The following is a 20,764-nucleotide window of genomic DNA, read 5'->3' as shown; positions in this document are numbered from 1 at the left end:
TTTAAATTATGAAAAAATTCATTCCTGCTGTAGCAACAGTTCTAACCGCAGCGCTGATCTTCGCAGCCTGTAATAAGGTTAAAGACCTGCCATTCTATGCAAATGGCACAGCAGTAACACTTTCCGCTTCTGCAGAATCGGTTGCACCAACACCTGCAGATTCTTCAAATGAAGTGATCAGCTTTTCGTGGACAAATCCTAAGTACGCTTCAGATTCAAATACCTACAAGTATATTTTAGAGATAGATTCTGCCGGAAGAAATTTCTCTAATAAAACAAGTAAGATTGTTACAGGCACTCTTAGTACGTCGCTTACCGGTAAGGAGTTAAATGTTATATTATTAAATTACGGTTTTACATTAGGTGCTCCTTATAGCCTTGATGTTCGTGTCGTTTCTTCTTATGGCAATAACAATGAACAGTATACCTCAAATGTGGTAAATGTAACTGTTAGTGCATACGGAGATGCTTCTGTACTTACCAGTTCTGCTACTTCTGTTACCGCCGGTATTAATACATCTAATGAGCATGCGATTGATTTTTCATGGGGCCAATCTTTCAATGGTTATACCGGAGCTGTAACATATACATTACAGTATGATTCTTCAGGCAAAGAGTTTGCGACGCCTTCAGAAATAGCTGTTGGTACCGGCATTTATACAAAAGGATTGACGCAGGGAGAATTAAATGAAACTGCATTAAATTCAGGCATTCCGGGGGGGAACTCAGGCGATGTAGAATATCGTGTAAAAGCAACGACTGCTCTGGGAGCAACAGTTTATTCAAATGCTGTTGTGGTAACAGTGCAAAGCTATTTCCCGCTATTGAGATTTTATCTTCCAGGTGGCTACCAGGCTACAACTAATAATGGTAATAACTGGGACCCGGGCACTGCTCCTGAGTTTATAAGAGACCTTCGTACAGATGTATTTAACGACATGTACTACATGTACATTTACTTACCTGCCGGTTCTGAATTTAAAATTACACAAGGCAGAAGCTGGGACATAAACTATGGTGGTTCTGGTGGAGATTTATCTGCCGGTGGTGCTAATCTTTCTGTTTCAGCAGATGGTGTTTATCGCATCAGCATTAACAGGAAAACGCTTAAGTACGATATACGTGAAGGCAGGATGGGCTTTGTTGGTGGTGCTGTAGGTGCAAACTGGGATCCACCAAGCGTATTTCCTAACTATGCAATGGGTGCACCTGCAGATAATTTGTTCGTAGGTATCACCAATTTTACGGCAGACGGATGGAAGCTTATAGATAATAACCAATGGAATAACGGAAGCTTTGCTGTTGATGAAACCAGAAGCTACGGATCAAATGGTGGAGATGGAAGTACAATGGAAGTAAACGGGCCAAACTTTCCTAATGCAACTGGAGGTGTTAACAGGGTTATATGGGATGGACGTGACAGGGATAACATAAAATATTTCATGAGCCCTGCTACAGAAATGAGACTTGTGGGAGACGGCATTAACCAGTCAGGTGTTAATGATTGGGATCCGCCAAGCTCTCCGCAAATGACTTACCAGGGCAACGGCGTGTGGACGATCACTGCTACTTTAAAAGCATCTAAGTCTATTAAATTCCTTGCTGGCAATGCATGGGGTGCTTTCGATTATGAAGATAATGGAGACAATGGCACATCAGGCGGTACCATAAAGCGTAAGATCAAGTGGGAAGGCGGCGATAATTTTAGCACACCTTCTACAGCAGGAACATATACCATAACACTTGATGAATACAAACAAACAGTTACTATTCAATAAAATATTTTGAGGTTTGTTTTTGTAAGGGCCATCTTTTAAGATGGCCTTTTTTATTTTATGAGTCCAGCAACAGGAACACTTATGTAGCTTTTGTTGCGTCGCACACTTGTACTTTAGCAAGGTACTCTTCAATGATACTCAACGAACAGAACGTACAAGAGTGCGACGCAACAATGCTCAATCACAGAACAGGAAGTCGGCTACAAAAAAAGTATTTGATTTTTTTTCTCAATTATTTCAGGAAGAGGGCAGGATTGTTTTATATTTAATCATAAGCAGGAACTATCTGAACTTCTCCCTTTTTTAAAATTTTATTATGAGACAATTCTTTTATTTGTTGGTTGTAACGAACGGTTTGTTTCTTGCATCATGCAACAATAATATGGCAGATAAAAAAGCGGGTTCAGAAGATACAACGTTTTCTTACAGGCCGCTATATCACTTTACCACAGACTCCAATTGGATCAATGATCCGAATGGTTTGGTATATGCCAACGGGCAATATCATTTGTTTGCGCAATACAATCCTTATGGAGACAAATGGGGCCACATGAGTTGGGCGCATGCAGTAAGCAAAGATTTGTTTGAATGGAATCAATGGCCACTTGCTATTCCTGAAATAAAAAATAATGACAGTACTACTATCATGATATTCAGCGGCAGTGCTGTTGTGGACAGTTTTAATACAAGTGGTTTTGGTAAAGATGGACAAATACCTTTAGTGGCAATTTATACTTCGCATGTTGATAAAAATGGAAAAGGACTTGCGCAGCATGAAAGCCTTGCTTACAGCGTTGATGAAGGAAAAACATGGCAGCAATATGCTAACAATCCTGTGCTGGATATACACCTTACAGATTTCAGGGATCCCAAAGTATTCTGGTATGCGCCGGAAAAGAAATGGATAATGGCGGTGGTTAGATCGCTGGAATACAAAGTGCAATTCTATGCATCTGCTGACTTAAAAAAATGGAATCTCTTAAGTGAATTTGGGGGTGTAGGTAACGTAGATAAAATTTGGGAATGCCCCGATCTGTTTCCAATTACAGTTGAAGGAAGCAATGAACAGAAATGGGTATTGTCTTTATCCGCAGGCCACCCGCAGAAAGGTTTTATTGCTGTACAATATTTCACTGGCAATTTTGATGGAAAAAAATTTACTGCTGATAAACTTGATTACCCTTTGTACATAGACTATGGCAAAGATTTTTATGCAGGTGTTACTTATAACAATATTCCTGCATCTGATGGAAGAAGAATAATGATCGGCTGGGCCAATTGCTGGAACTATGCAAATGATATTCCTACGAAAGGATTTCGTGGCGCATACTCTGTGCCACGGTCATTGACTTTAAAACAAACCGCAGAAGGTTTGCGATTGTTTCAGTTACCCGCTGCAGAGCTTAATAACTACGAGCAAGATCTTTATAGCGAAACTTCTGTTGAATTAAATAATACTTCAAAATCATTGGACTCAGTAAAAGGAACAGCGTTGGATATTTCTTTTGAATTAAAAGCTGATGCAGGAGCAACAGCAGGCATCAATGTTTTTAAGAGTGGTGATGAAGAAACAACTATCGCTTATACCGCTGCCACGAAAACGATCAGCTTAGACAGAACAAAATCTGGTGATACCAGTTTTCATAAAGATTTTTCCAGCGTAGAAACGGTTCATCTAAATAATGCAGATGAAAAAATAAAACTGCGCATATTAATAGATAAAAGCATGGTAGAAGTTTTTGTTAATGATGGCCTGTATGCAATTACTGATCTTGTTTTTCCTAAACACAGTGATGGAGGAATTGAATTATTTGCTAAAAATGGTACAGCTGTATTTATGAACTTAGATATTAAGAATGTTGCTAAAACAATTCATTAAAACTAAGGCTCACATTATAGTAAGTCGGGTTAATCGAATAATAATTCTTTATCAATTCCATCAACTTCGATCTTCACCTGCACCTGAAATTTTTCTGCAGGTCTTTGTGTAGGTAACCAGCCACGATTTGTTTTTGAAATAATAAACAAGCCATGTGAATCTCCCATCACGGCAAAATCATTGTGAAAAGGTCCTTTTTCAAAATAAGGTATGTTGTATTTTGTTTTTATGACTTCACATGTTGCTAAAACATTTTCTGTAACAATACCAATTTCACAAATGCTTTCTACAGATGATGCAGAGAAAGGGTTTTCATCATTTGTATGCAGATCAAAATGCGTAATAAACTCCAGGATATTTTGTTGCGCATCATGGAAATAAAATGCTTTGGCATTCCAGCCTTTGAAATCGGCGATTTGTTCTTTTTCCAGGTAAATTAAAATGGGCACACGTTGCTCAATCCACTCCAAAGCTTCATTTAATTTATTATTAGGAATTGAAAATGCAACATGATAAAAAGGTACCAAATACGAATTGGTAAGTTCAAAAGATAAAATGGAGTTACCCGTTTTGAAAGAAACACTTTGCGTTGTTTCTTTTATAAGAGGGAACCCCATTAATTCCTCGTAAAATTTTTTTACTGCTGCAATATCTGTAGTTAGTAACACCAGTTCTTTTATAAGCATACAGCAAAATTATTTATTTAGCTTTTTCTAATGTGTATACTTATAAAACTGACTGAATATTTATACCGAAGAAGCGGCTCAGTTTCATTTGATGCATAGCAAAATAAATAAGCAATGCAGGTGTTGCGAGAAATAATTTCTTTTTCATTTGGTTATTAGCTTTTTTAAAGAAACAATATGACTTAATAATACAGCAGGTACAATAAAACAGGGCAGCCATATAAAAGGAAAATAAAGTACAGCAATGTTTGGCTGCTCAAAAGCGAATTGCTGTATGGGTGAAGGCACTGAGAGTATTGCATTGATAACTATATTTAAAAGCAGGATCAGCCCTAATATATTCCAGGTTAATAGTAGGTTTTTATGTACAACTTCTTTGCCTTTGAAACAAATAAAGAAAACCGCTATTGCTGTAATGCCTGAGACAATATCAAAATTTCTTCCTTCAAATGTCATTAGCTGCGGAATGGTTTTGTAACTGTATAGCCAAAACAAAACCAGCTCAACAGGTATTCGCACTATACCTAGTAGTGTTAATATAGAAAGTTCTGCTTTTGCTAAAAATGCTTTTCCCTTAGTAGTAATATGTAAAACAAGTATTGCTAATAACGGAGGTGCAACAGCCAGTGCAAAATGTGGCGGCGTTGCGCCTGTTGCCGCATAAAAACCTTTCCATCCTAATACAGCATTTAATAAAAGCCATGCAAAAAGAACCATAACCACTTTTGCTCCGGTATGCAATGCTTTTGCCAGAAATATAAATGTAAGTATTACTGTAAGTGTAAAAACGATTACAACATACATTGGTATTTGGCTTAGCATGGCTTTATATTTGAATGAATGATCTGTTAAGCAGCTATCCCTTCCTGTATTTTTTCAACACGTTCTGAAGGTAAAGTATTTACAGCTTCAGTTAATATGGATTGCAATACAAATGGCGGTGCTGTTGCTTTTACCTGAGACAACCAGCCGATAGCTTCTTTGTTGTTTATACTGCGGATCATCCACTTTGAAGCAAAAGCCAATTCCTCAGGTGGAATACTTGCTGCTATTTGCTGGCTAATGTCAAGCAACTGTTCATCTGTGTAATGTTCCCACAGTACTTTGTTGATAAGTATCTCTTCTTTACCCATATGCTCCAGGTTAAATACCATAAAATCTATAAACGCTTTGGTTAATGCTGAACCCGCATTAATTCTTTCTTCCTCAAAATTTACGTTGCGGTAAATATTAATAAGATTCTTAAGCAGATTACCAAGACCAAGATCTTTTTTATGCTCTGCTTCAAAAGAAGCTACGAGTGCTGCGTTATATTTTTCTACAGCAGGTAAAACATAAGTGTCTTCATGATGTGCATGACGCTCAAAAATATGAATCACGGCCTCTGTTTTTTCAATTGCAGTTTCAGCTTCTTTAATGTCTGCAAACCATGTTTGCTGTAAAGTTAAAGCAGTATCGTACAGCATATGACGAAGTGCTTTATGGATCATGTTGAATGCATTGTAACGTTGCATAAAATTTATTTTAAGTGGTTAATTAATGATCAAATTTCTTAGTAATGTATGTTTGAGTCAAAGATCTTGGGTATGAACTGTTGTATTTTATGTACAGGTTGCAGATCTTAAAAATTCAATTTTATTTTTCTGCAAGATCTGGTAGTGCAGGTGTTTTCGCAGGCTCAACTGTTTTCAAAAATTTATAGATAGCTTTTAATTCATCATCTGTCATGCGACTGAAAGAACCCCATGGCATCGGGCTGTAAGGAATTACTTTTCCCATGCGGAAACGATTAATGAAATCCTGTTGGCTCCATCCAAATATTCTGCTGCTCGAATCTGTGGTAAGATTTGGAGTGTATAAGACAGGATTTCCATGTTCTTCAAATTTATTGCCGCCGCCAAATGGTTCACCAATAAATGCACCTGACATATCTCTTAGTGTATGACATCCGTTACACTCTGCAATACTTGTTGCCATATATTTTCCATAAACTGCAGTTGTATCTTGTTTTACTGCTACGGGAACTTCACCGGAAGGTCCAACCGGCTTTACCATAAAAGCTTTTACCAGTTTGCCCATAATAGTAAGTGTGTTCTCAGGAACAACATTGTGCACAGGTTTTTGTGAACGAATAAAAGAAAGCACTGCTGTAAGATCTTCATCACTTAGATTATGAAACTGCATAAAATCATAAAGTATTGTTCCATCTGGTTGTACGCCATAACGCAGTGCCCTCGCAAGTTCTTTGTCTGTAAATCTTCCAATGCCTGTTGCAGAATCCGGCGTAATGTTCTTTGAATAAACATGACCAATGCCAATATCAAAATCAAAGCCACCACTCAATGGTACATCAAGACCAAGCTTTATTAACGAGTCTGCATTTGCCGTGCTGTGGCAATCTATGCAATGCGCAGAACTGTAGGCAAGATGTTTACCTCTCGCAATAACTGCACTGTCTGTAGTTGTTGTTATGTTTGGGTATGGCGCATTGTAGTGCATGTTTTGCCTGAATGCTGCAGTAACAGAAATGCCTGCGATCAATACCAGCAATACAATGCCGGTCCATTTCAAAATTTTCTTAAACATGTTGGTTAATTTCAAGGTTTAATAATTACGACGCCAAATTATAAATGGATTTAAGCAGTTAAATTTTGCACCTGTATGAACTGAATAAAATTTGTAATGAAGTATACTTTTATGAGCCGGACTTTTAGTATTACTATTTAACTTTAGTTGCGTCGCACTCTTGTACTTTTGAATAGCTCTCAGCAATCAGCAGCCAGGCCTTAGTTAAAATACACTTTGCCAACTGAAAGCTGATATCTGAAAGCTGATACCTGTTCAGAACGTACAAGTGAGTGACACAACAGGCGATGCCATATATTCAAATGCAGGGTATAAATAAAAAAACAGGATCCTGGAAAGAACCCCGTTACATTATCACCAAACCAACTTTAACTATGCCTTATATTTATGATGTAAAGTTGCAATGGATTTTATTTTGTAAAAATGCATTTGGGTATGAAGTGTTATAATTACTGCATGAACCGTGTATTGCTTATTTAGCAACAGTTCATGCATGCTTTAGCGCAGTTCATCCGGTATAAATGAAGTATGTTTTATAAGTTGATAGAGTGTTTTTATTTTTGAACACAACTAAAACCAACAGTTTGCAAAAAAAGGTATGTTTATGCATTGCATTGCTGATAGCGTTTTGCTGTTTTGCGCAACAGGAAAATCGTTACGTATTTACGCATTTCAGCACCAGCAACGGGCTTGCCTCTAATATTGTTTACAGTATCGTTCAGGATCGCCAGGGATACATGTGGCTAAATACGTTAAGTGGCCTTCAGCGGTACGATGGTAATAAGTTTATTACTTTTCGTAACAGACCCTCTGACCCTTTCTCTGTACCTGCAGATTATCTTACCGGTTTAATAGAAGATGATAAAGCAAACTTATGGCTATGCAGCGGCGATAAGATTGGCATTTTTAATAAACATACAATGCTTTATGAGAATAAAGCCGTGTATGGTAATATGCAGGAAGACCCTTATAATATAATGTTTCTTGCACAGGATGCAACAGGAACAGCAGTTATTTATGTTCAGCATAAAGGCGTTTTCCGGTATGATACTTTGAAGGATCAGTTTATGCCGGTAGCGCTTTTTCGCCTGCCTGTAGATTGGGATCCTATTCATATAAAAATGTCTGCAGACAGAAGCGAAATTGTTTTTGCCTGTGTTCCCGGGTTTGCTGTTTATAATTTTAAAACAGGAAACATCAATATGCGTGGGCATATTATGGATAGCATTCCCTTACTACAACAGCTTCCTGACGAAAAAGTAATAGTGCATATTTTTGAAAAGGGCAATAATGATATATGGTACAGTACCTGGCCACTCGTTAGTGGCGCACCTTTTTTTCAATATAAAAACTTTAAAACGGGTGAAACAAAAAAGTATAGTTTGTATGATGAATTTCCCGGCACAGGATATTACGAAATAGCGGGCTCTTTAAGACAGCGAAACGGAAAGCTTTGGTTCTATGGAAAAACTTTTATTATTGAATATACAGGAGGTAAAAAACCTTTTCAAAAAATTGACAATGAATATCGTGATGAGCAAAGCATAAAGTTTGACCAGGCAATAATGTTGTATGAGGACAATCAGCAAAATATTTGGGTATGTACTGATAATGGCGTTTTTCTTTTTAACCCGGGTGCACAATCTTTTTTTAGTTACAGTCTTGTAAGGCCAGATGGCAGTGGCATTAAAGATGGGCCTGCACAAACTGCATTACAATTAACCAATGGAAAAGTTTTGGTTGGCGGATGGGGTACAGGCATCTATGCTTATGATGCAAAATTTATCCCAATCCCGTTACCGGCATCATTAAATAAATACAGGGAGCCTTATAGTGTTTGGGATATGAAGCAGGCAAAAGATGGCCTGGTATGGATTGGTCTGCAGGGTGGCGGTATAATTGTTTATGATCCGCAGAAAGATAATTCAACCATTGTTGAAGACAGTATTTTTCGTTTAAAAACAATCAGGCAGCTCGATGAAGATGAATATGGTAATATGTGGTTTGGTACACAATCCGGCCAGGTAGTGCAATGGAATAAAATGGCTGCTAATGGTAATGTGCACAAAGGATACAGCACCGTTAAAAAAAATGATTCAGTGTACATTAATAAAATTTATGCAGATAAGAGAGGTTATGTATGGGCAGGTAGCGTAAGCAAAGGATTATTTAAATATAGCACTACTACCGGCAGACTTGAAGATCATATTACCACAACTTGTCCGCCGGGTCACAGGTTATGGAGCAATAATGTAAATGATGTGTACAGGTACAACGATAGTATAATTCTTATTGCATGTGGCTCGCTGGATGTATTGAATACAAATACAAACGAAATAACACATATAACCACAGAAGATGGCTTGCCTTCTAATACCGTCTACTCACTGCAAAAAGATAAAAGCGGCACTTTATGGATGGGCCTTGCGCATGGCCTCTGCCGTTTGAACCTTGAAAAGAAAATATTTTTTATTTATGACAGAAGAGACGGTATCTCCTATGATAATTTCAATCCCGCCGGTGTGGTAAAAATGCAGGACGGCAGATTGATCTATCCAACTGATCACAATGTCGTTGTATTTGATCCATCCGGTATAAAGGATGCACCAACGCCGCCGCCCGCAGTCATCACAGATTTTAAGCTGGCAAATGCTTCATTGCTGGTAGATTCACTCACTGCACAAAAGAAAATTGAACTTCCTTTTGACAACACTTCCATTACTATTGAATTCAGCGCACTCAATTATATAAGCCAGGATAAACTGCATTATCATTACAAGCTGGATGGACTTGATAAAGACTGGAACGAAACAACCGATCTTAACCAGGCTATTTATACGTACCTGCCGCCAGGCGATTATACTTTCAGGGTAAGAGCAGAAAACAGTACCGGCACGCCCGGTAAAGAAACCGTATTACAAATTGTGGTTGTGCCGCCATTTTATGCTACCTGGTGGTTTTATGCATTGGTTATTCTTGCAGGTATCGCAGTTATATACTGGATAGATAAAGAAAGAATAAACAAGCTGCTTAGCATGCAACAGGTGCGTACAGAAATTGCAGGCAACCTGCACGAAGAAGTCAATACTACACTCAGCAATATCAACCTGCTTAGCGAAATGGCCAAGATAAAAGCAGATAAAGATATTATACGTTCAAAAGAATATATAGACCAGATAAGCGATAAGAGCCGCAAAATGATGGATGCTATGGATGATATGTTGTGGAGCCTGGACCCCACAAATGATAATATGGAAAGAACTATTTTGCGTATGAAAGAATTTGCAGAAGGCTTGCAAAATGATCATGAGATATTCGTACAAATGGAAGTGGGTAAGGATGTGCCATCTATAAAAGCAGGTATGAAAGTAAGGCACGAATTATTCCTTATTTTCAAAGAAGCGTTAACACAAATTGCAAAAAGTGGCAATGCATCGCAATGCATCGTTAACATAGATAAAGAATCTTCAAAACTCTCTCTTAAGATATATGATAAGGCTGCTATGCTCGATACTACCAATGCAGAAGTAATGCATGCAATTGCCGATATGGAAAAAAGAGCAGCTATAATGAACGCTTCGCTCGATATACAAACAGATCATACCGGCACATCAGTTATATTGCAGCTGCATGTATGATTTTTTGTACTTAGCCGCAGTAATGCTTATTAAACTTTGGTTGTGTCACTCACTTGTACGTTCAGAACATGCATCAGCTTTAAGGTATCAGCTTTCGGTGGGCAAAGTGTATTTTAACTGAGGCCGGGCTGCTGATTGCTGAGAGCTATTCAAAAGTACAAGAGTGCGACGCAACTAAAGCCTCATAGAAATAATGCAGCCGGCTTATAAAGAAAAATTCTAAAATCAGCAATCGCCAATCTTCAATCGCATTACCTTTGCGCTTCTAAAATCAGCTGTATGGATTATCGCATAGAAAAAGATACAATGGGCGAGGTTAAAGTGCCTGCCAACGTTTATTGGGGTGCGCAAACACAGCGCAGCATTGAGAATTTTAAGATTGCACAGGATATTAATAAAATGCCTAAACCAATTATTGAAGCCTTTGCTTACCTAAAAAAGGCAGCTGCAATAACCAACTTTGAACTGGGTGTTTTGCCTGTTGAAAAGAAAGATGCCATTGCGCAGGTATGTGATGAAATTTTAGAAAATAAACTCGATGATCAGTTTCCGTTGGTTATCTGGCAAACAGGCAGCGGTACGCAAAGCAACATGAATGTAAATGAAGTGGTGGCGTATCGTGCGCATGTTATAAAAGGCGGAGCACTTACAGATAAAGAAAAATTTTTGCATCCTAATGATGATGTAAATAAATCGCAATCATCTAATGATACATTTCCAACAGCGATGCACATTGCTGCATACAAAATGCTGATGGAAACAACTATTCCCGGCATTGAAAAACTGCGTGATACACTTGCTGCAAAAAGCAAAGCATTCATGAACGTAGTGAAGATTGGCCGCACACATTTTATGGATGCAACACCACTTACACTCGGCCAGGAGTTTAGTGGTTATGCTGCTCAGTTAACACACGGCATAAAGGCAATCAAAAATTCTTTATCACATCTTAGCGAGTTAGCACTTGGTGGTACCGCAGTTGGTACAGGCATTAACACACCAAAAGGTTACGCAGAGCTTGTTGCAAAACATATCGCATCGCTTACTGGTTTGCCTTTTGTAACTGCGGAAAATAAATTCGAAGCATTGGCAGCGCATGATGCAATCGTTGAATCACATGGAGCTTTGAAAACTGTTGCAGTTAGTCTGATGAAGATCGGTAATGATATTCGCATGTTAAGCAGCGGTCCACGCAGTGGCATTGGAGAAATATTTATTCCCGATAATGAGCCGGGTTCTTCCATCATGCCGGGTAAAGTAAACCCTACACAATGTGAAGCATTAACGATGATTGCTGCGCAGGTGATGGGCAATGATGTTGCCATAAACATTGGTGGTGCAACCGGTCATTTTGAATTGAATGTTTTTAAACCGGTAATGATCGCAAACTTTTTACACAGTGCAAGATTGATTGGCGATGGTTGCGTAAGCTTTAATGATAAATGCGCAGCAGGCATTGAACCAATCGAAGCAAACATCAAAAAGCACGTTGATAATTCTTTGATGCTTGTTACTGCTTTGAATACAAAAATCGGGTATTACAAAGCTGCGGAGATCGCACAGAAAGCGCATAAAGAGCACACCACGTTGAAAGAGATGGCGGTTAAATTGGGTTATGTAACGCCTGAAGAATTTGACGCATGGGTTATTCCCGCAAACATGGTGGGAAGCTTAAAATAAAAATTCAAAAGTCGCTCTGTAAAAGAGCGACTTTTTTTATGAGCCAGACTTTTGTACAAAATGGTATCGCCTGTTGCGTCGCACACTTGTACATACTGTTTTTCATTGCAACATTTTAACAAGCATCTGATAAGTTATTATTTACTTTCACAGATATTTGTTATTCATAAATGTTCCTGATGAAAAAAATATTTTTCCTGCTCTTAATATTATCAAGTGCTTTATTGGTTCATGCACAAAAAGAAAAGAAACCACCTTATCAAAAAGATTCCACGCTTCCTATATTCAGCATGCTGGAAACAGACAGCACCACGTGGTTTAATACAACAGATTTTCCAAAAGATAAACCAGTTGTGATCGTTTATTTTAATCCCGAATGCGGGCATTGCCAGCTTACTGCCCATGATTTTATGGAGAAGAAAGATGAGTTTAAAGATGTGTTCTTTGTTTGGGTAACATATCGTGCAACAATGGATGAAATAAAGCAGTTTGGTGATGATGCAAAGATGTTTGATGATAGGAATATTCGTTTAGGAAAAGAAATGAAATACACTATTGTTCCATTTTTTAGTGTCCAGTACACACCTTATATAGCAGTGTACAATGAAAACCATAAACTGCTGCAAACCTTTGATGGAGGCACAGATCCCGATACTATTATAAACTTGTTGCACCCGGCTAGAAATTAATGACAACAGTTATAAATGCTGCATAATGATAAAGTTGCACAAGAGTGCGACGCAACAGAAGTTTAATACCTGTACTGCAGCCGGGTGCATAAAAATCCTTTGTATATTTTTCATTTTTGATTGTACATTTTTATGTATCCAACCCTACCTTTGCAACTCTGAATAATTTCTTACACTATAAACCAATTGTTATATGAAAGTTACTGTTGTAGGTGCAGGTGCAGTAGGTGCAACCTGTGCAGATAATATTGCCCGTGCTGCCCTTTGCGAAGAACTGGTATTGCTTGATATTAAAGAAGGTTTGGCTGAAGGTAAAGCGCAGGATATGATGCAAACTGCTGCATTACTGGGTTTTGATACACGCATTACCGGCAGCACCAACGATTATTCAAAGACTGCAGGTTCTGATGTAGTGGTAATTACATCTGGCCTTCCACGCAAACCGGGAATGACACGTGAAGAACTGATTGGTACCAATGCTGGTATAGTTAAAGGTGTGGCTGAAAATATTTTGAAGTATTCTCCTAATACTATCATCATTGTTATTTCTAACCCAATGGATACAATGACTTACCTGGCGTTGACTGCAACGGGTTTGCCAAAGAACCGTATTATTGGTATGGGTGGTACATTGGATAGTGCACGCTTCAAGTATCAATTGAGCCAGCACCTTGGCTGCAGCCCTGCTGATCTGAATGCGGTGGTTGTAGGCGGTCACGGAGATACAACGATGATTCCTTTGATTCGCTATGCTACATGGAACAGTGCACCGGTAACAAAATTTTTGAGCGAAGACCAGCAAAAACAAATTGTTGCTGACACAATGGTGGGCGGAGCAACACTTACCAAATTGATCGGCACTTCTGCATGGTATGCACCGGGTGCAGCAGGAGCAGCTTTGGTTAAAAGCATTGTGCGTGATGAGAAGAAATTGTTCACCTGTTGCGTAAGCCTTGATGGTGAATACGGACAGAAAGATATTTGTTTGGGTGTGCCGGTAGTAATTGGCAAAAATGGTTGGGAAAAAATTCTCGACTTTGGTTTAAATGCAGATGAACAGGCATTGTTTAACAAAAGTGCTGATGCTGTAAGAAATATGAACGATGTACTGAAAACCCTGTAATTATATTTTCGCATTTATACAAACCCCGCCCATTAAGGCGGGGTTTTTGTTGTTTAGATAATTGTAAAACAGTTGTACCTTAAATTTCTTTTCCGTATTTCTCCACAAAATGCTACTGCTATGAAAAAATATTTATCCTTCCGGTTAGTATTACTAATGAATATTGTATTAGCTATTGGTTGTTCTTCAAAAACGGATGCGCAACCGCAGCTTACATTTACTCCTTACATCAATAACATATCCGCTGCGGTTGATATCAAAAATGCCGGCGATGGCTCAAATCGTTTATTTATTGTTCAGCAATCAGGTGAAATACGAATATTTAAAAATGGAGCGTTGCTTAGCACGCCATTTTTAAATATGAGTAATCTTGTTAAGTATGCAAGCGAGCAAGGCTTATTAAGTATTGCTTTCCCTCCGAATTATAAACAGGCAGGATATTTTTTTATTTACTACAATGCACGAAATGAGAATGTTACACTGGCTCGTTATAAAGTAAGCACTTCGAATCCGGATGTAGCTGATCCTTCCTCAGGTGTTATTTTATTTTCTTATCCAAAGCCTGGAGGTTTTGGTAATCATAATGGGGGCTGTTTGCAATTTGGTAAAGATGGTTATTTATACAGTTCAATTGGTGATGGCGGTAGTGGTGGCGACCCGTTCAATAATGCACAGAATCTTGCTTCTCCTTTTGGTAAAATTCACAGGCTTGACGTAAGAAAGCTTACTGCACCTTATTATAAAGTTCCTGCCGATAACCCCTTTATAAATACTGCAAATGCAGTAAAGACGATCTGGGCTTATGGCCTGCGTAATACCTGGCGCTGGAGTTTTGATCGTCAAACCGGCGATGTGTGGTTAGGTGATGTAGGGCAGGATCTTTGGGAAGAAGTAGATTTCTCAACACCCCAACAAGCAGGAGGCGCTAATTATGGTTGGCGTTGTTACGAAGGAAACAACACATACAATACAGATAGTTGCAGGGGCAAAAGAAATTACAGGTTCCCCATTTTTTCTTATCCGCATAACCTTGATACAGGTGGTTTATCAGTGATAGGAGGGTATGTATACCGTGGGAATGCTTTTCCTGCATTAAAAGGTTATTATGTGTGCGCAGATTATTTAAGCAGTAATGCCTGGAAGATCATTTCAAACGGAAGTGGTGGATGGAATATTTACTTACAGAAAAATGTTCCCGCTTCTATTGTTTCTTTTGGTGAAGATGAACAGGGGGAATTGTATGCGGCTTCATTCAATGGTACCATATATAAAGTAGGAGCAACTGCAACTGCGATAAAAGCAAATGAACAGGCTGGCAATACTAATGCCATAAAGAATAATTATATATTTCCCACAGTTGTTACCAATGGAAAAATAAATATTGTTATGAAAGATAATTTCAGTAGAGTAAGAATATTAAATGTAAGTGGTCAGCAAATCATGCAGCAGCAACTGGCAGCACAGGTTAGAACTTTTACTTTATCGCTTCCTCACCTTACTGCAGGCATGTATTTGCTGGAACTTGCTGGAAAAACAACAGAGAAATTTAAATTTTTTATTCAATAGTTTTTTGAGCCTGGCAGCGGTCTTTTATGGCAGCATTGTTGCGTCGCACTCTTGTACTTCATTGCATAAAGAAACAAGTGAAAAGTGAATGCATGTTGACTTTTAACTTTCACTTTTCACAGCTCATAAAGTTCCGAACGTACAAGTGAGTGACACAACTAAAGATGCTATCATTGCTGTCGATTGTCTAATAATAAAGAAACCCCGTTCAACTATGAACGGGGTTTCTTTGTATAAGCACTTATATAATTTTATATCAGCGTACCTCTTTGAATTATTCCACCGCCAATCACTTCATCGCCTTCATAAAATACAGCACTTTGTCCCGGTGTAATGCTTTTTACATTTTCATAAAAGCGAACACGAATGCCATTATCATCATTATATAAATTGCTCAATGCGCCTTTGTCTTTGTAACGTATTTTGGTAAATGACTCCATGCCATCTGTTACTCCATTATACTTTATCCAGTTAAGTTTTGTTACAAGCATATCGTTCTGCGCAAGATCATCTTCATCACCAAGTATAACTGTATTTGTTGATGGATCAATAGCTATAACGTAGGCAGGTTTGCCAAGCGCAATATCCAAACCCTTACGCTGACCAACAGTATAAAAAGGATAACCTTTATGCTGACCCAATTTCTTTCCTTCTTTGTCAATAAACCAACCCCCTGCAACGTTTTCTTCCAAACCATCTACACGGCGCTTTAAAAATCCGCGGTAATCATTATCCGGCACAAAACATATTTCATAACTCTCACTTTTCTTTGCCAGTTCAGGATAACCGTAATCATGCGCCATTTGCCTTATCACAGTCTTGCGATATTTCCCCAGCGGCATAATTGTTCTTGAAAGCAATTCCTGATCAAGCCCCCACAAAACATAACTCTGGTCTTTTGTTTCATCCAAACCTTTGCTGATTGTATATCTTCCATTATCTGCCTGGTAAATATTTGCGTAATGCCCGGTTGCGATAAAATCGCAATTCAATGCATTGGCACGTTTCAGCAATGCACGCCATTTAATATGCGTATTGCACATTACACAGGGGTTTGGCGTGCGACCTGCGAGATATTCTTCCACAAAATTCTCAATTACAAAATCGCCAAACTCTTCACGTATATCTAAAATAAAATGTGGAAACCCATGTTGCACAGCGGCTGCACGTGCATCGTTAAAGCTATCTAAATTGCAACAGCCTGTTTCTTTATGCCCGCCGCCACTTGTAGCGTAATCCCATGTTTTCATCGTAATGCCCACCACTTCATAACCTTCGTGATGCAGCATAAGCGCCGTAACGGTACTATCAATACCGCCACTCATTGCCACCAAAACTTTTCCCTTACGGCTCATTGTTAATAATTTAAAAATGCCTGCAAAGATAACGCAAACGCTTGTAATGCTACTTTTGAGAGCATTTAGCGATTTTCGGATTAGGAAATTTTTATGAGTCCGGCAATTGTAAATAAATAGGGCTTCTGTTGCGTCGCACTCGTGTACTTGATAGCTTTATGAAGCAAATAAAAGATTAGAATTAATTAAAAGCTAATATGAAAAATATACTGATCGCATCTCTGTTATTAATCACCGTCAGCAGCTTTGCGCAAACAAAAAAAGCAGTCTTTATTATTATTGATGGTATTCCGGCTGATCTTATTGAAAGATTAAATGCGCCAACAATCAAAGAAATTTCTAAAGGAGGTGGATTTGTACATGCATATTGTGGTGGTGAAAAAGGTACATACGATGAAACGCCAACGATTTCGGCCGTTGGTTATACAACAATACTTACAGGAACATGGGTTAACAAACACAATGTTTGGGATAATGATGGCATAAAGGAAAACTATAACTACAAAACTATTTTCCGATATTTAAAAGATATTGATCCATCGAAGAAGATTGCTATTTTTTCTACGTGGTTAGATAACAGAACCATTCTTTGTGGTGATGGTTTGCCGGAAACAAATAATCTAAGATTCGATTATGCTTTTGATGGGTTGGAATTAGATACGGTTCATTACCCGCATGATAAGAATGCGGATTACATAAAATATATTGATGACACTGTTTCAACAGTTGCAGGCGAGTATATAAAAGCAAATGGTCCTGATCTTTCATGGGTTTATTTAGAGCATACAGATGATATGGGACACCGTTATGGTGACAGCAAACAATATTATGATGCAATTGAAGCTGCAGACACGCGGATAAAAAAAGTATGGGATGCCATTCAATATCGTAAAAAACAATTTGGAGAAGATTGGTTGATCATTATTACAACAGATCATGGAAGAGACAGCAGCGGACATAATCATGGCGGGCAAAGTGATAGGGAAAAAAATGGATGGATCGCGACAAATGCAAAAAACCTGAATGCCGAATTTAAAACCGACCCGGCATCGCAGGCAGATATAATGCCAGCCATAGCAAATTTTATGAACATCAGTATTCCAAAAGAAAATGCAATGGAAATTGATGGCACTTCTTTTATTGGAACCATTAGCGCAAATAAACCAACAACAAAATTGGAGAATGGAAAAATTACAATAAACTGGAATGCGGTTACAAAAGAAGGTAACGCAAAATTATGGTTAGCTACAACCAACAACTTTAAAACAGGCGGTAAAGATGAGTATAAAATGGTTGCTGAAATTCCACTTAGTAAACAGCAGGCAATAATTGATGTGAGCAAAATGCCGTCAGCATTTTATAAAATTGTAATTGAAACACCAACGAATATTTTGAACAGGTGGATCGCTGTGAAATGATGAATGAAGAGCGGAACGTATAAGTGAGTGACACAACAGGCGATGAGTAAAGAACAAAAAGCTTACTCACAAAAATTATTCTTCATTCCATAATTTCCAATTCTCTTCTGCCTGCAAGATCAGCATATCATAACCATTTTGAACAGCCGCGCCCTGCTTTTCTCCTAAAGAAAGAAATTTAGTTTTAGGAGGATTATACACCAGGTCAAACAGGTAATGTTTCTCTGTTAGCAATTGGTAAGGTATTTCAGGTGCTTCATCAACTTTTGGATAAGTGCCCAACGGTGTGCAATTGATAATAACGGTATAAAGGCTTAACATGTTTTCACTAATGTCAGCATAACCAAGAATATGCCTGTCCACATCACGATGACGCGATACATAACGATAGTCAATGTGTAAATGATCCAGTACAAATGCAACGGCGGAAGAAGCACCACCCGTACCAAGTATCAATGCTTTTGTATGATGAGGCTTCAGGTACCTGATAAAAGATTGTTCAAATCCATAAACATCTGTGTTATAACCGTGTAGTTTACCATGCCGGATGGAAACACAATTGCAGGCCTGCATTTTTTCTACAGCTTCTGTTTTAGTATCGAGAAATTGCATCACTTCTCTTTTGTATGGAATAGTGATGGCAAAACCCTTTAATAACGGATGCTCTTCAATCAAATGCGGTAAGTAATCGATTGTTGGTATGGGGAAAGCATGAAAAATTGCATCATGAATCCCATCACGATGAAACTTTTCCGTAAAATATTTTTGTGAAAAAGAATGTGAGAGTGGATAACCGATCAATCCGTATTCCCGTATCATGCAGTTTCTTTATTCAGGTAAAGATCAAATGTGTCTCCGCGTAAACCTACACGCATAGCTTCCAGCGGAATCACTTCTGTCGGTGCAATATTGCCAAGGTTTACATTGCAGCCAAGTAGTTCAAGAAAATATAATTGCTGACCTTTCTGTGGCGCTTCCCAAAGAATTTTTTCGCCGGGTATCTGTGTTAGAATTTCCTGTACAAGACCTTCACGCACTTCACCACTGCCGCGATAAATGCCAACGTTACCAGATTCTCTTGCCTCTGCAATTACATAAGAAGAACCGGCTTCCAGCTCTGCACGCATCAGTTCTATCCATTTATAAGGCGGAATAATATGCGCCGCATCTTTGCTGCCTACTTCGCTCAGTACGGTTCCATGTTTGGTAAGTTTTTCTATATAGCCACATTTTTCTGCATGCGGTATGGTAACCGAACCATCGCTCACTTCCATGTAATCGATCTTGTAATCTTTGCAGATAGCTATATAATCTTCAAATTGATTGCGAATTAAAAACGCCTCGAAAAGTGTACCGCCAAAATATACCGGTATGTCGTAAGACTGGTATGCTTCAATTTTTTCTCTCAGGTTAGGTGTAACGTACGATGTACCAAAACCCAGTTTCACAATATCAACATGCGGGTAAGAAATGCTCATGAAATTATGTACCTCTGTAATGCTCAATCCCTTATCCATAACCATTGTAATGCCTGAAGTCCGTGGCCGCTGATTACGTGCGGGCATTTGCGATAAATTAAAATTCATCTCGTAACTGTTAATTTAGAAATTGAGCAAATTTAAGGGAACGGTTTGTTCAATAACTACTAAAATAAGCACAACTTTATCCGGGCCTGTGTACAATTAATAAACCTGGACAGATTTATATATAAGTTGAAAGGAATTTTTTTGTACCCGGCTATATAACTGCTATTAGACTTTTCTTGCGTCGCACTCTTGTACTTTCTGTAAAAAAAGCAGCAAAGCGAATTTTATAAAATGCCTGGAATATTATTTAACGCACAATACTAAACTTCTTTTCGGTACCCGTTTTTTCATCTGTAAGAATATAATTACCTGCGGGCAAAGGGCTAAGGTTTACAGTAGCTTTTTCTCTTATAGCTGTCCTGAATATCAGCTTACCTTCTTCATTATGCAGCGTAACTGTTTGCTTACCGGTAATATGTATATAAATGATCTTATTTGCAGGGTTGGGATAAAGATCAAAAATTTTTAAAGGCCTTGGTGGCTTTTTATAACGAACCGGTTCTGCATCTGAAACAGCTTTTGCTGTGTCAGTTAAAGTATATTCAGAAACTGGTAAAGCATCATGATGACAAACAGTTTGCAAATCGTGCGTATAATGTACGGTAGATGTACCCGGTTTGGTATTACTTTGTAACCCAAAAGATCCAAGGAGGGCACAATTAATGAATAGCAGGTATGCGGATACAGTTTTCAAGTGGGAACGGTTTATTGTTTAAATGTAACTAAAACCTCTTTACCTCTATATTAAAATCCTGCGTATCAGTACAGGCAGGATAAATA

The 20,764-nt window shown here is 38.3% G+C and carries 16 protein-coding genes; 8 read left to right on the top strand and 8 right to left on the bottom strand.

Annotated features, from left to right (window positions below):
- Window positions 1-8 precede the first annotated feature (8 nt).
- The gene (locus tag FRZ67_RS08285; RefSeq protein ID WP_147189098.1) at window positions 9-1,778 is read left to right on the top strand and encodes a SusE domain-containing protein; all 1,770 of its coding nucleotides are present in this window, start codon (window positions 9-11) and stop codon (window positions 1,776-1,778) included.
- 316 nt (window positions 1,779-2,094) lie between these two features.
- On the top strand, window positions 2,095-3,657 hold the full coding sequence (locus FRZ67_RS08280; RefSeq protein ID WP_147189097.1) for a glycoside hydrolase family 32 protein: 1,563 nt from the start codon (window positions 2,095-2,097) through the stop codon (window positions 3,655-3,657).
- Between the two features lie 29 nt (window positions 3,658-3,686).
- Here FRZ67_RS08280 and FRZ67_RS08275 read toward each other — a convergent pair whose 3' ends face one another.
- The 4 genes from FRZ67_RS08275 to FRZ67_RS08260 all read right to left on the bottom strand — a co-directional run bounded on the left by FRZ67_RS08275 (window position 3,687) and on the right by FRZ67_RS08260 (window position 6,929).
- Window positions 3,687-4,343 carry a VOC family protein gene (locus tag FRZ67_RS08275; RefSeq protein WP_147189096.1) on the bottom strand — a complete coding sequence of 219 codons (657 nt, stop codon included), beginning with the start codon at window positions 4,341-4,343 and terminating at the stop codon, window positions 3,687-3,689.
- A gap of 144 nt (window positions 4,344-4,487) precedes the next feature.
- The gene (locus FRZ67_RS08270) at window positions 4,488-5,165 is read right to left on the bottom strand and encodes a DUF8737 domain-containing protein (RefSeq protein ID WP_147189095.1); all 678 of its coding nucleotides are present in this window, start codon (window positions 5,163-5,165) and stop codon (window positions 4,488-4,490) included.
- A 26-nt stretch (window positions 5,166-5,191) separates the two neighbouring features.
- The gene (locus FRZ67_RS08265; protein ID WP_147189094.1) at window positions 5,192-5,857 is read right to left on the bottom strand and encodes a hemerythrin domain-containing protein; all 666 of its coding nucleotides are present in this window, start codon (window positions 5,855-5,857) and stop codon (window positions 5,192-5,194) included.
- A 121-nt stretch (window positions 5,858-5,978) separates the two neighbouring features.
- Entirely contained in the window at window positions 5,979-6,929 is a 951-nt protein-coding gene (locus FRZ67_RS08260) for a cytochrome c family protein (protein ID WP_147189093.1), read from the bottom strand.
- A 584-nt stretch (window positions 6,930-7,513) separates the two neighbouring features.
- Between FRZ67_RS08260 and FRZ67_RS08255 the strand changes: the two genes are divergently transcribed.
- The 5 genes from FRZ67_RS08255 to FRZ67_RS08235 all read left to right on the top strand — a co-directional run bounded on the left by FRZ67_RS08255 (window position 7,514) and on the right by FRZ67_RS08235 (window position 15,625).
- Window positions 7,514-10,567, top strand: coding sequence for a ligand-binding sensor domain-containing protein (locus FRZ67_RS08255; RefSeq protein ID WP_158638333.1), 3,054 nt, complete (start codon window positions 7,514-7,516; stop codon window positions 10,565-10,567).
- Window positions 10,568-10,846: 279 nt separating this feature from the next.
- Window positions 10,847-12,247 carry a class II fumarate hydratase gene (fumC, locus tag FRZ67_RS08250; RefSeq protein ID WP_147189091.1) on the top strand — a complete coding sequence of 467 codons (1,401 nt, stop codon included), beginning with the start codon at window positions 10,847-10,849 and terminating at the stop codon, window positions 12,245-12,247.
- Between the two features lie 179 nt (window positions 12,248-12,426).
- Window positions 12,427-12,936 carry a TlpA family protein disulfide reductase gene (locus tag FRZ67_RS08245; RefSeq protein ID WP_158638332.1) on the top strand — a complete coding sequence of 170 codons (510 nt, stop codon included), beginning with the start codon at window positions 12,427-12,429 and terminating at the stop codon, window positions 12,934-12,936.
- 193 nt (window positions 12,937-13,129) lie between these two features.
- The gene (gene mdh, locus FRZ67_RS08240; RefSeq protein WP_147189089.1) at window positions 13,130-14,059 is read left to right on the top strand and encodes a malate dehydrogenase; all 930 of its coding nucleotides are present in this window, start codon (window positions 13,130-13,132) and stop codon (window positions 14,057-14,059) included.
- 120 nt (window positions 14,060-14,179) lie between these two features.
- A complete protein-coding gene (locus FRZ67_RS08235; RefSeq protein WP_147189088.1) occupies window positions 14,180-15,625 on the top strand; it encodes a PQQ-dependent sugar dehydrogenase in 1,446 nt (481 codons plus the stop codon).
- A gap of 251 nt (window positions 15,626-15,876) precedes the next feature.
- Here the strand turns inward: FRZ67_RS08235 and mnmA are convergent, their stop codons facing one another.
- Entirely contained in the window at window positions 15,877-16,980 is a 1,104-nt protein-coding gene (gene mnmA, locus FRZ67_RS08230) for a tRNA 2-thiouridine(34) synthase MnmA (RefSeq protein WP_147189087.1), read from the bottom strand.
- Between the two features lie 197 nt (window positions 16,981-17,177).
- On the opposite strand from mnmA, the gene FRZ67_RS08225 reads away from it, so the two are divergent.
- Window positions 17,178-18,398, top strand: coding sequence for an alkaline phosphatase family protein (locus FRZ67_RS08225; RefSeq protein ID WP_147189086.1), 1,221 nt, complete (start codon window positions 17,178-17,180; stop codon window positions 18,396-18,398).
- Between the two features lie 75 nt (window positions 18,399-18,473).
- On the opposite strand, the gene FRZ67_RS08220 is transcribed toward FRZ67_RS08225, so the two are convergent.
- The 3 genes from FRZ67_RS08220 to FRZ67_RS08210 form a co-directional block, all read right to left on the bottom strand.
- Window positions 18,474-19,217, bottom strand: a complete 744-nt coding sequence (locus FRZ67_RS08220; RefSeq protein WP_225975546.1) for a shikimate dehydrogenase family protein — start codon at window positions 19,215-19,217, stop codon at window positions 18,474-18,476.
- Window positions 19,214-19,984, bottom strand: coding sequence for a phosphosulfolactate synthase (locus tag FRZ67_RS08215; RefSeq protein WP_147189085.1), 771 nt, complete (start codon window positions 19,982-19,984; stop codon window positions 19,214-19,216). The genes FRZ67_RS08220 and FRZ67_RS08215 overlap by 4 nt, the downstream gene beginning before the upstream one ends.
- Window positions 19,985-20,231: 247 nt before the next feature.
- Complete coding sequence (locus FRZ67_RS08210; RefSeq protein ID WP_158638331.1) at window positions 20,232-20,678, bottom strand: T9SS type A sorting domain-containing protein; 447 nt, start codon at window positions 20,676-20,678, stop codon at window positions 20,232-20,234.
- Window positions 20,679-20,764: the final 86 nt, after the last annotated feature.

The sequence above is a fragment of the Panacibacter ginsenosidivorans genome, from assembly GCF_007971225.1.
Classification (GTDB): Bacteria; Bacteroidota; Bacteroidia; order Chitinophagales; family Chitinophagaceae; genus Panacibacter; species Panacibacter ginsenosidivorans.
The sequence above is the reverse complement of the archived record's forward strand: the minus strand, read 5'-3'. Positions and strand labels throughout refer to the sequence as shown.

Excerpts from the sequence above, each read along its gene's own strand:
- FRZ67_RS08280 (WP_147189097.1), top strand. The coding sequence starts at position 2,095 with ATGAGACAATTCTTTTATTTGTTGGTTGTAACGAACGGTTTGTTTCTT.
- FRZ67_RS08265 (WP_147189094.1), bottom strand. The coding sequence starts at position 5,857 with ATGCAACGTTACAATGCATTCAACATGATCCATAAAGCACTTCGTCAT.
- FRZ67_RS08270 (WP_147189095.1), bottom strand. The coding sequence starts at position 5,165 with ATGCTAAGCCAAATACCAATGTATGTTGTAATCGTTTTTACACTTACA.
- fumC (WP_147189091.1), top strand. The coding sequence starts at position 10,847 with ATGGATTATCGCATAGAAAAAGATACAATGGGCGAGGTTAAAGTGCCT.
- FRZ67_RS08275 (WP_147189096.1), bottom strand. The coding sequence starts at position 4,343 with ATGCTTATAAAAGAACTGGTGTTACTAACTACAGATATTGCAGCAGTA.
- FRZ67_RS08220 (WP_225975546.1), bottom strand. The coding sequence starts at position 19,217 with ATGATACGGGAATACGGATTGATCGGTTATCCACTCTCACATTCTTTT.
- FRZ67_RS08215 (WP_147189085.1), bottom strand. The coding sequence starts at position 19,984 with ATGAATTTTAATTTATCGCAAATGCCCGCACGTAATCAGCGGCCACGG.
- FRZ67_RS08260 (WP_147189093.1), bottom strand. The coding sequence starts at position 6,929 with ATGTTTAAGAAAATTTTGAAATGGACCGGCATTGTATTGCTGGTATTG.
- mdh (WP_147189089.1), top strand. The coding sequence starts at position 13,130 with ATGAAAGTTACTGTTGTAGGTGCAGGTGCAGTAGGTGCAACCTGTGCA.
- FRZ67_RS08225 (WP_147189086.1), top strand. The coding sequence starts at position 17,178 with ATGAAAAATATACTGATCGCATCTCTGTTATTAATCACCGTCAGCAGC.
- FRZ67_RS08285 (WP_147189098.1), top strand. The coding sequence starts at position 9 with ATGAAAAAATTCATTCCTGCTGTAGCAACAGTTCTAACCGCAGCGCTG.
- FRZ67_RS08235 (WP_147189088.1), top strand. The coding sequence starts at position 14,180 with ATGAAAAAATATTTATCCTTCCGGTTAGTATTACTAATGAATATTGTA.
- mnmA (WP_147189087.1), bottom strand. The coding sequence starts at position 16,980 with ATGAGCCGTAAGGGAAAAGTTTTGGTGGCAATGAGTGGCGGTATTGAT.
- FRZ67_RS08245 (WP_158638332.1), top strand. The coding sequence starts at position 12,427 with ATGAAAAAAATATTTTTCCTGCTCTTAATATTATCAAGTGCTTTATTG.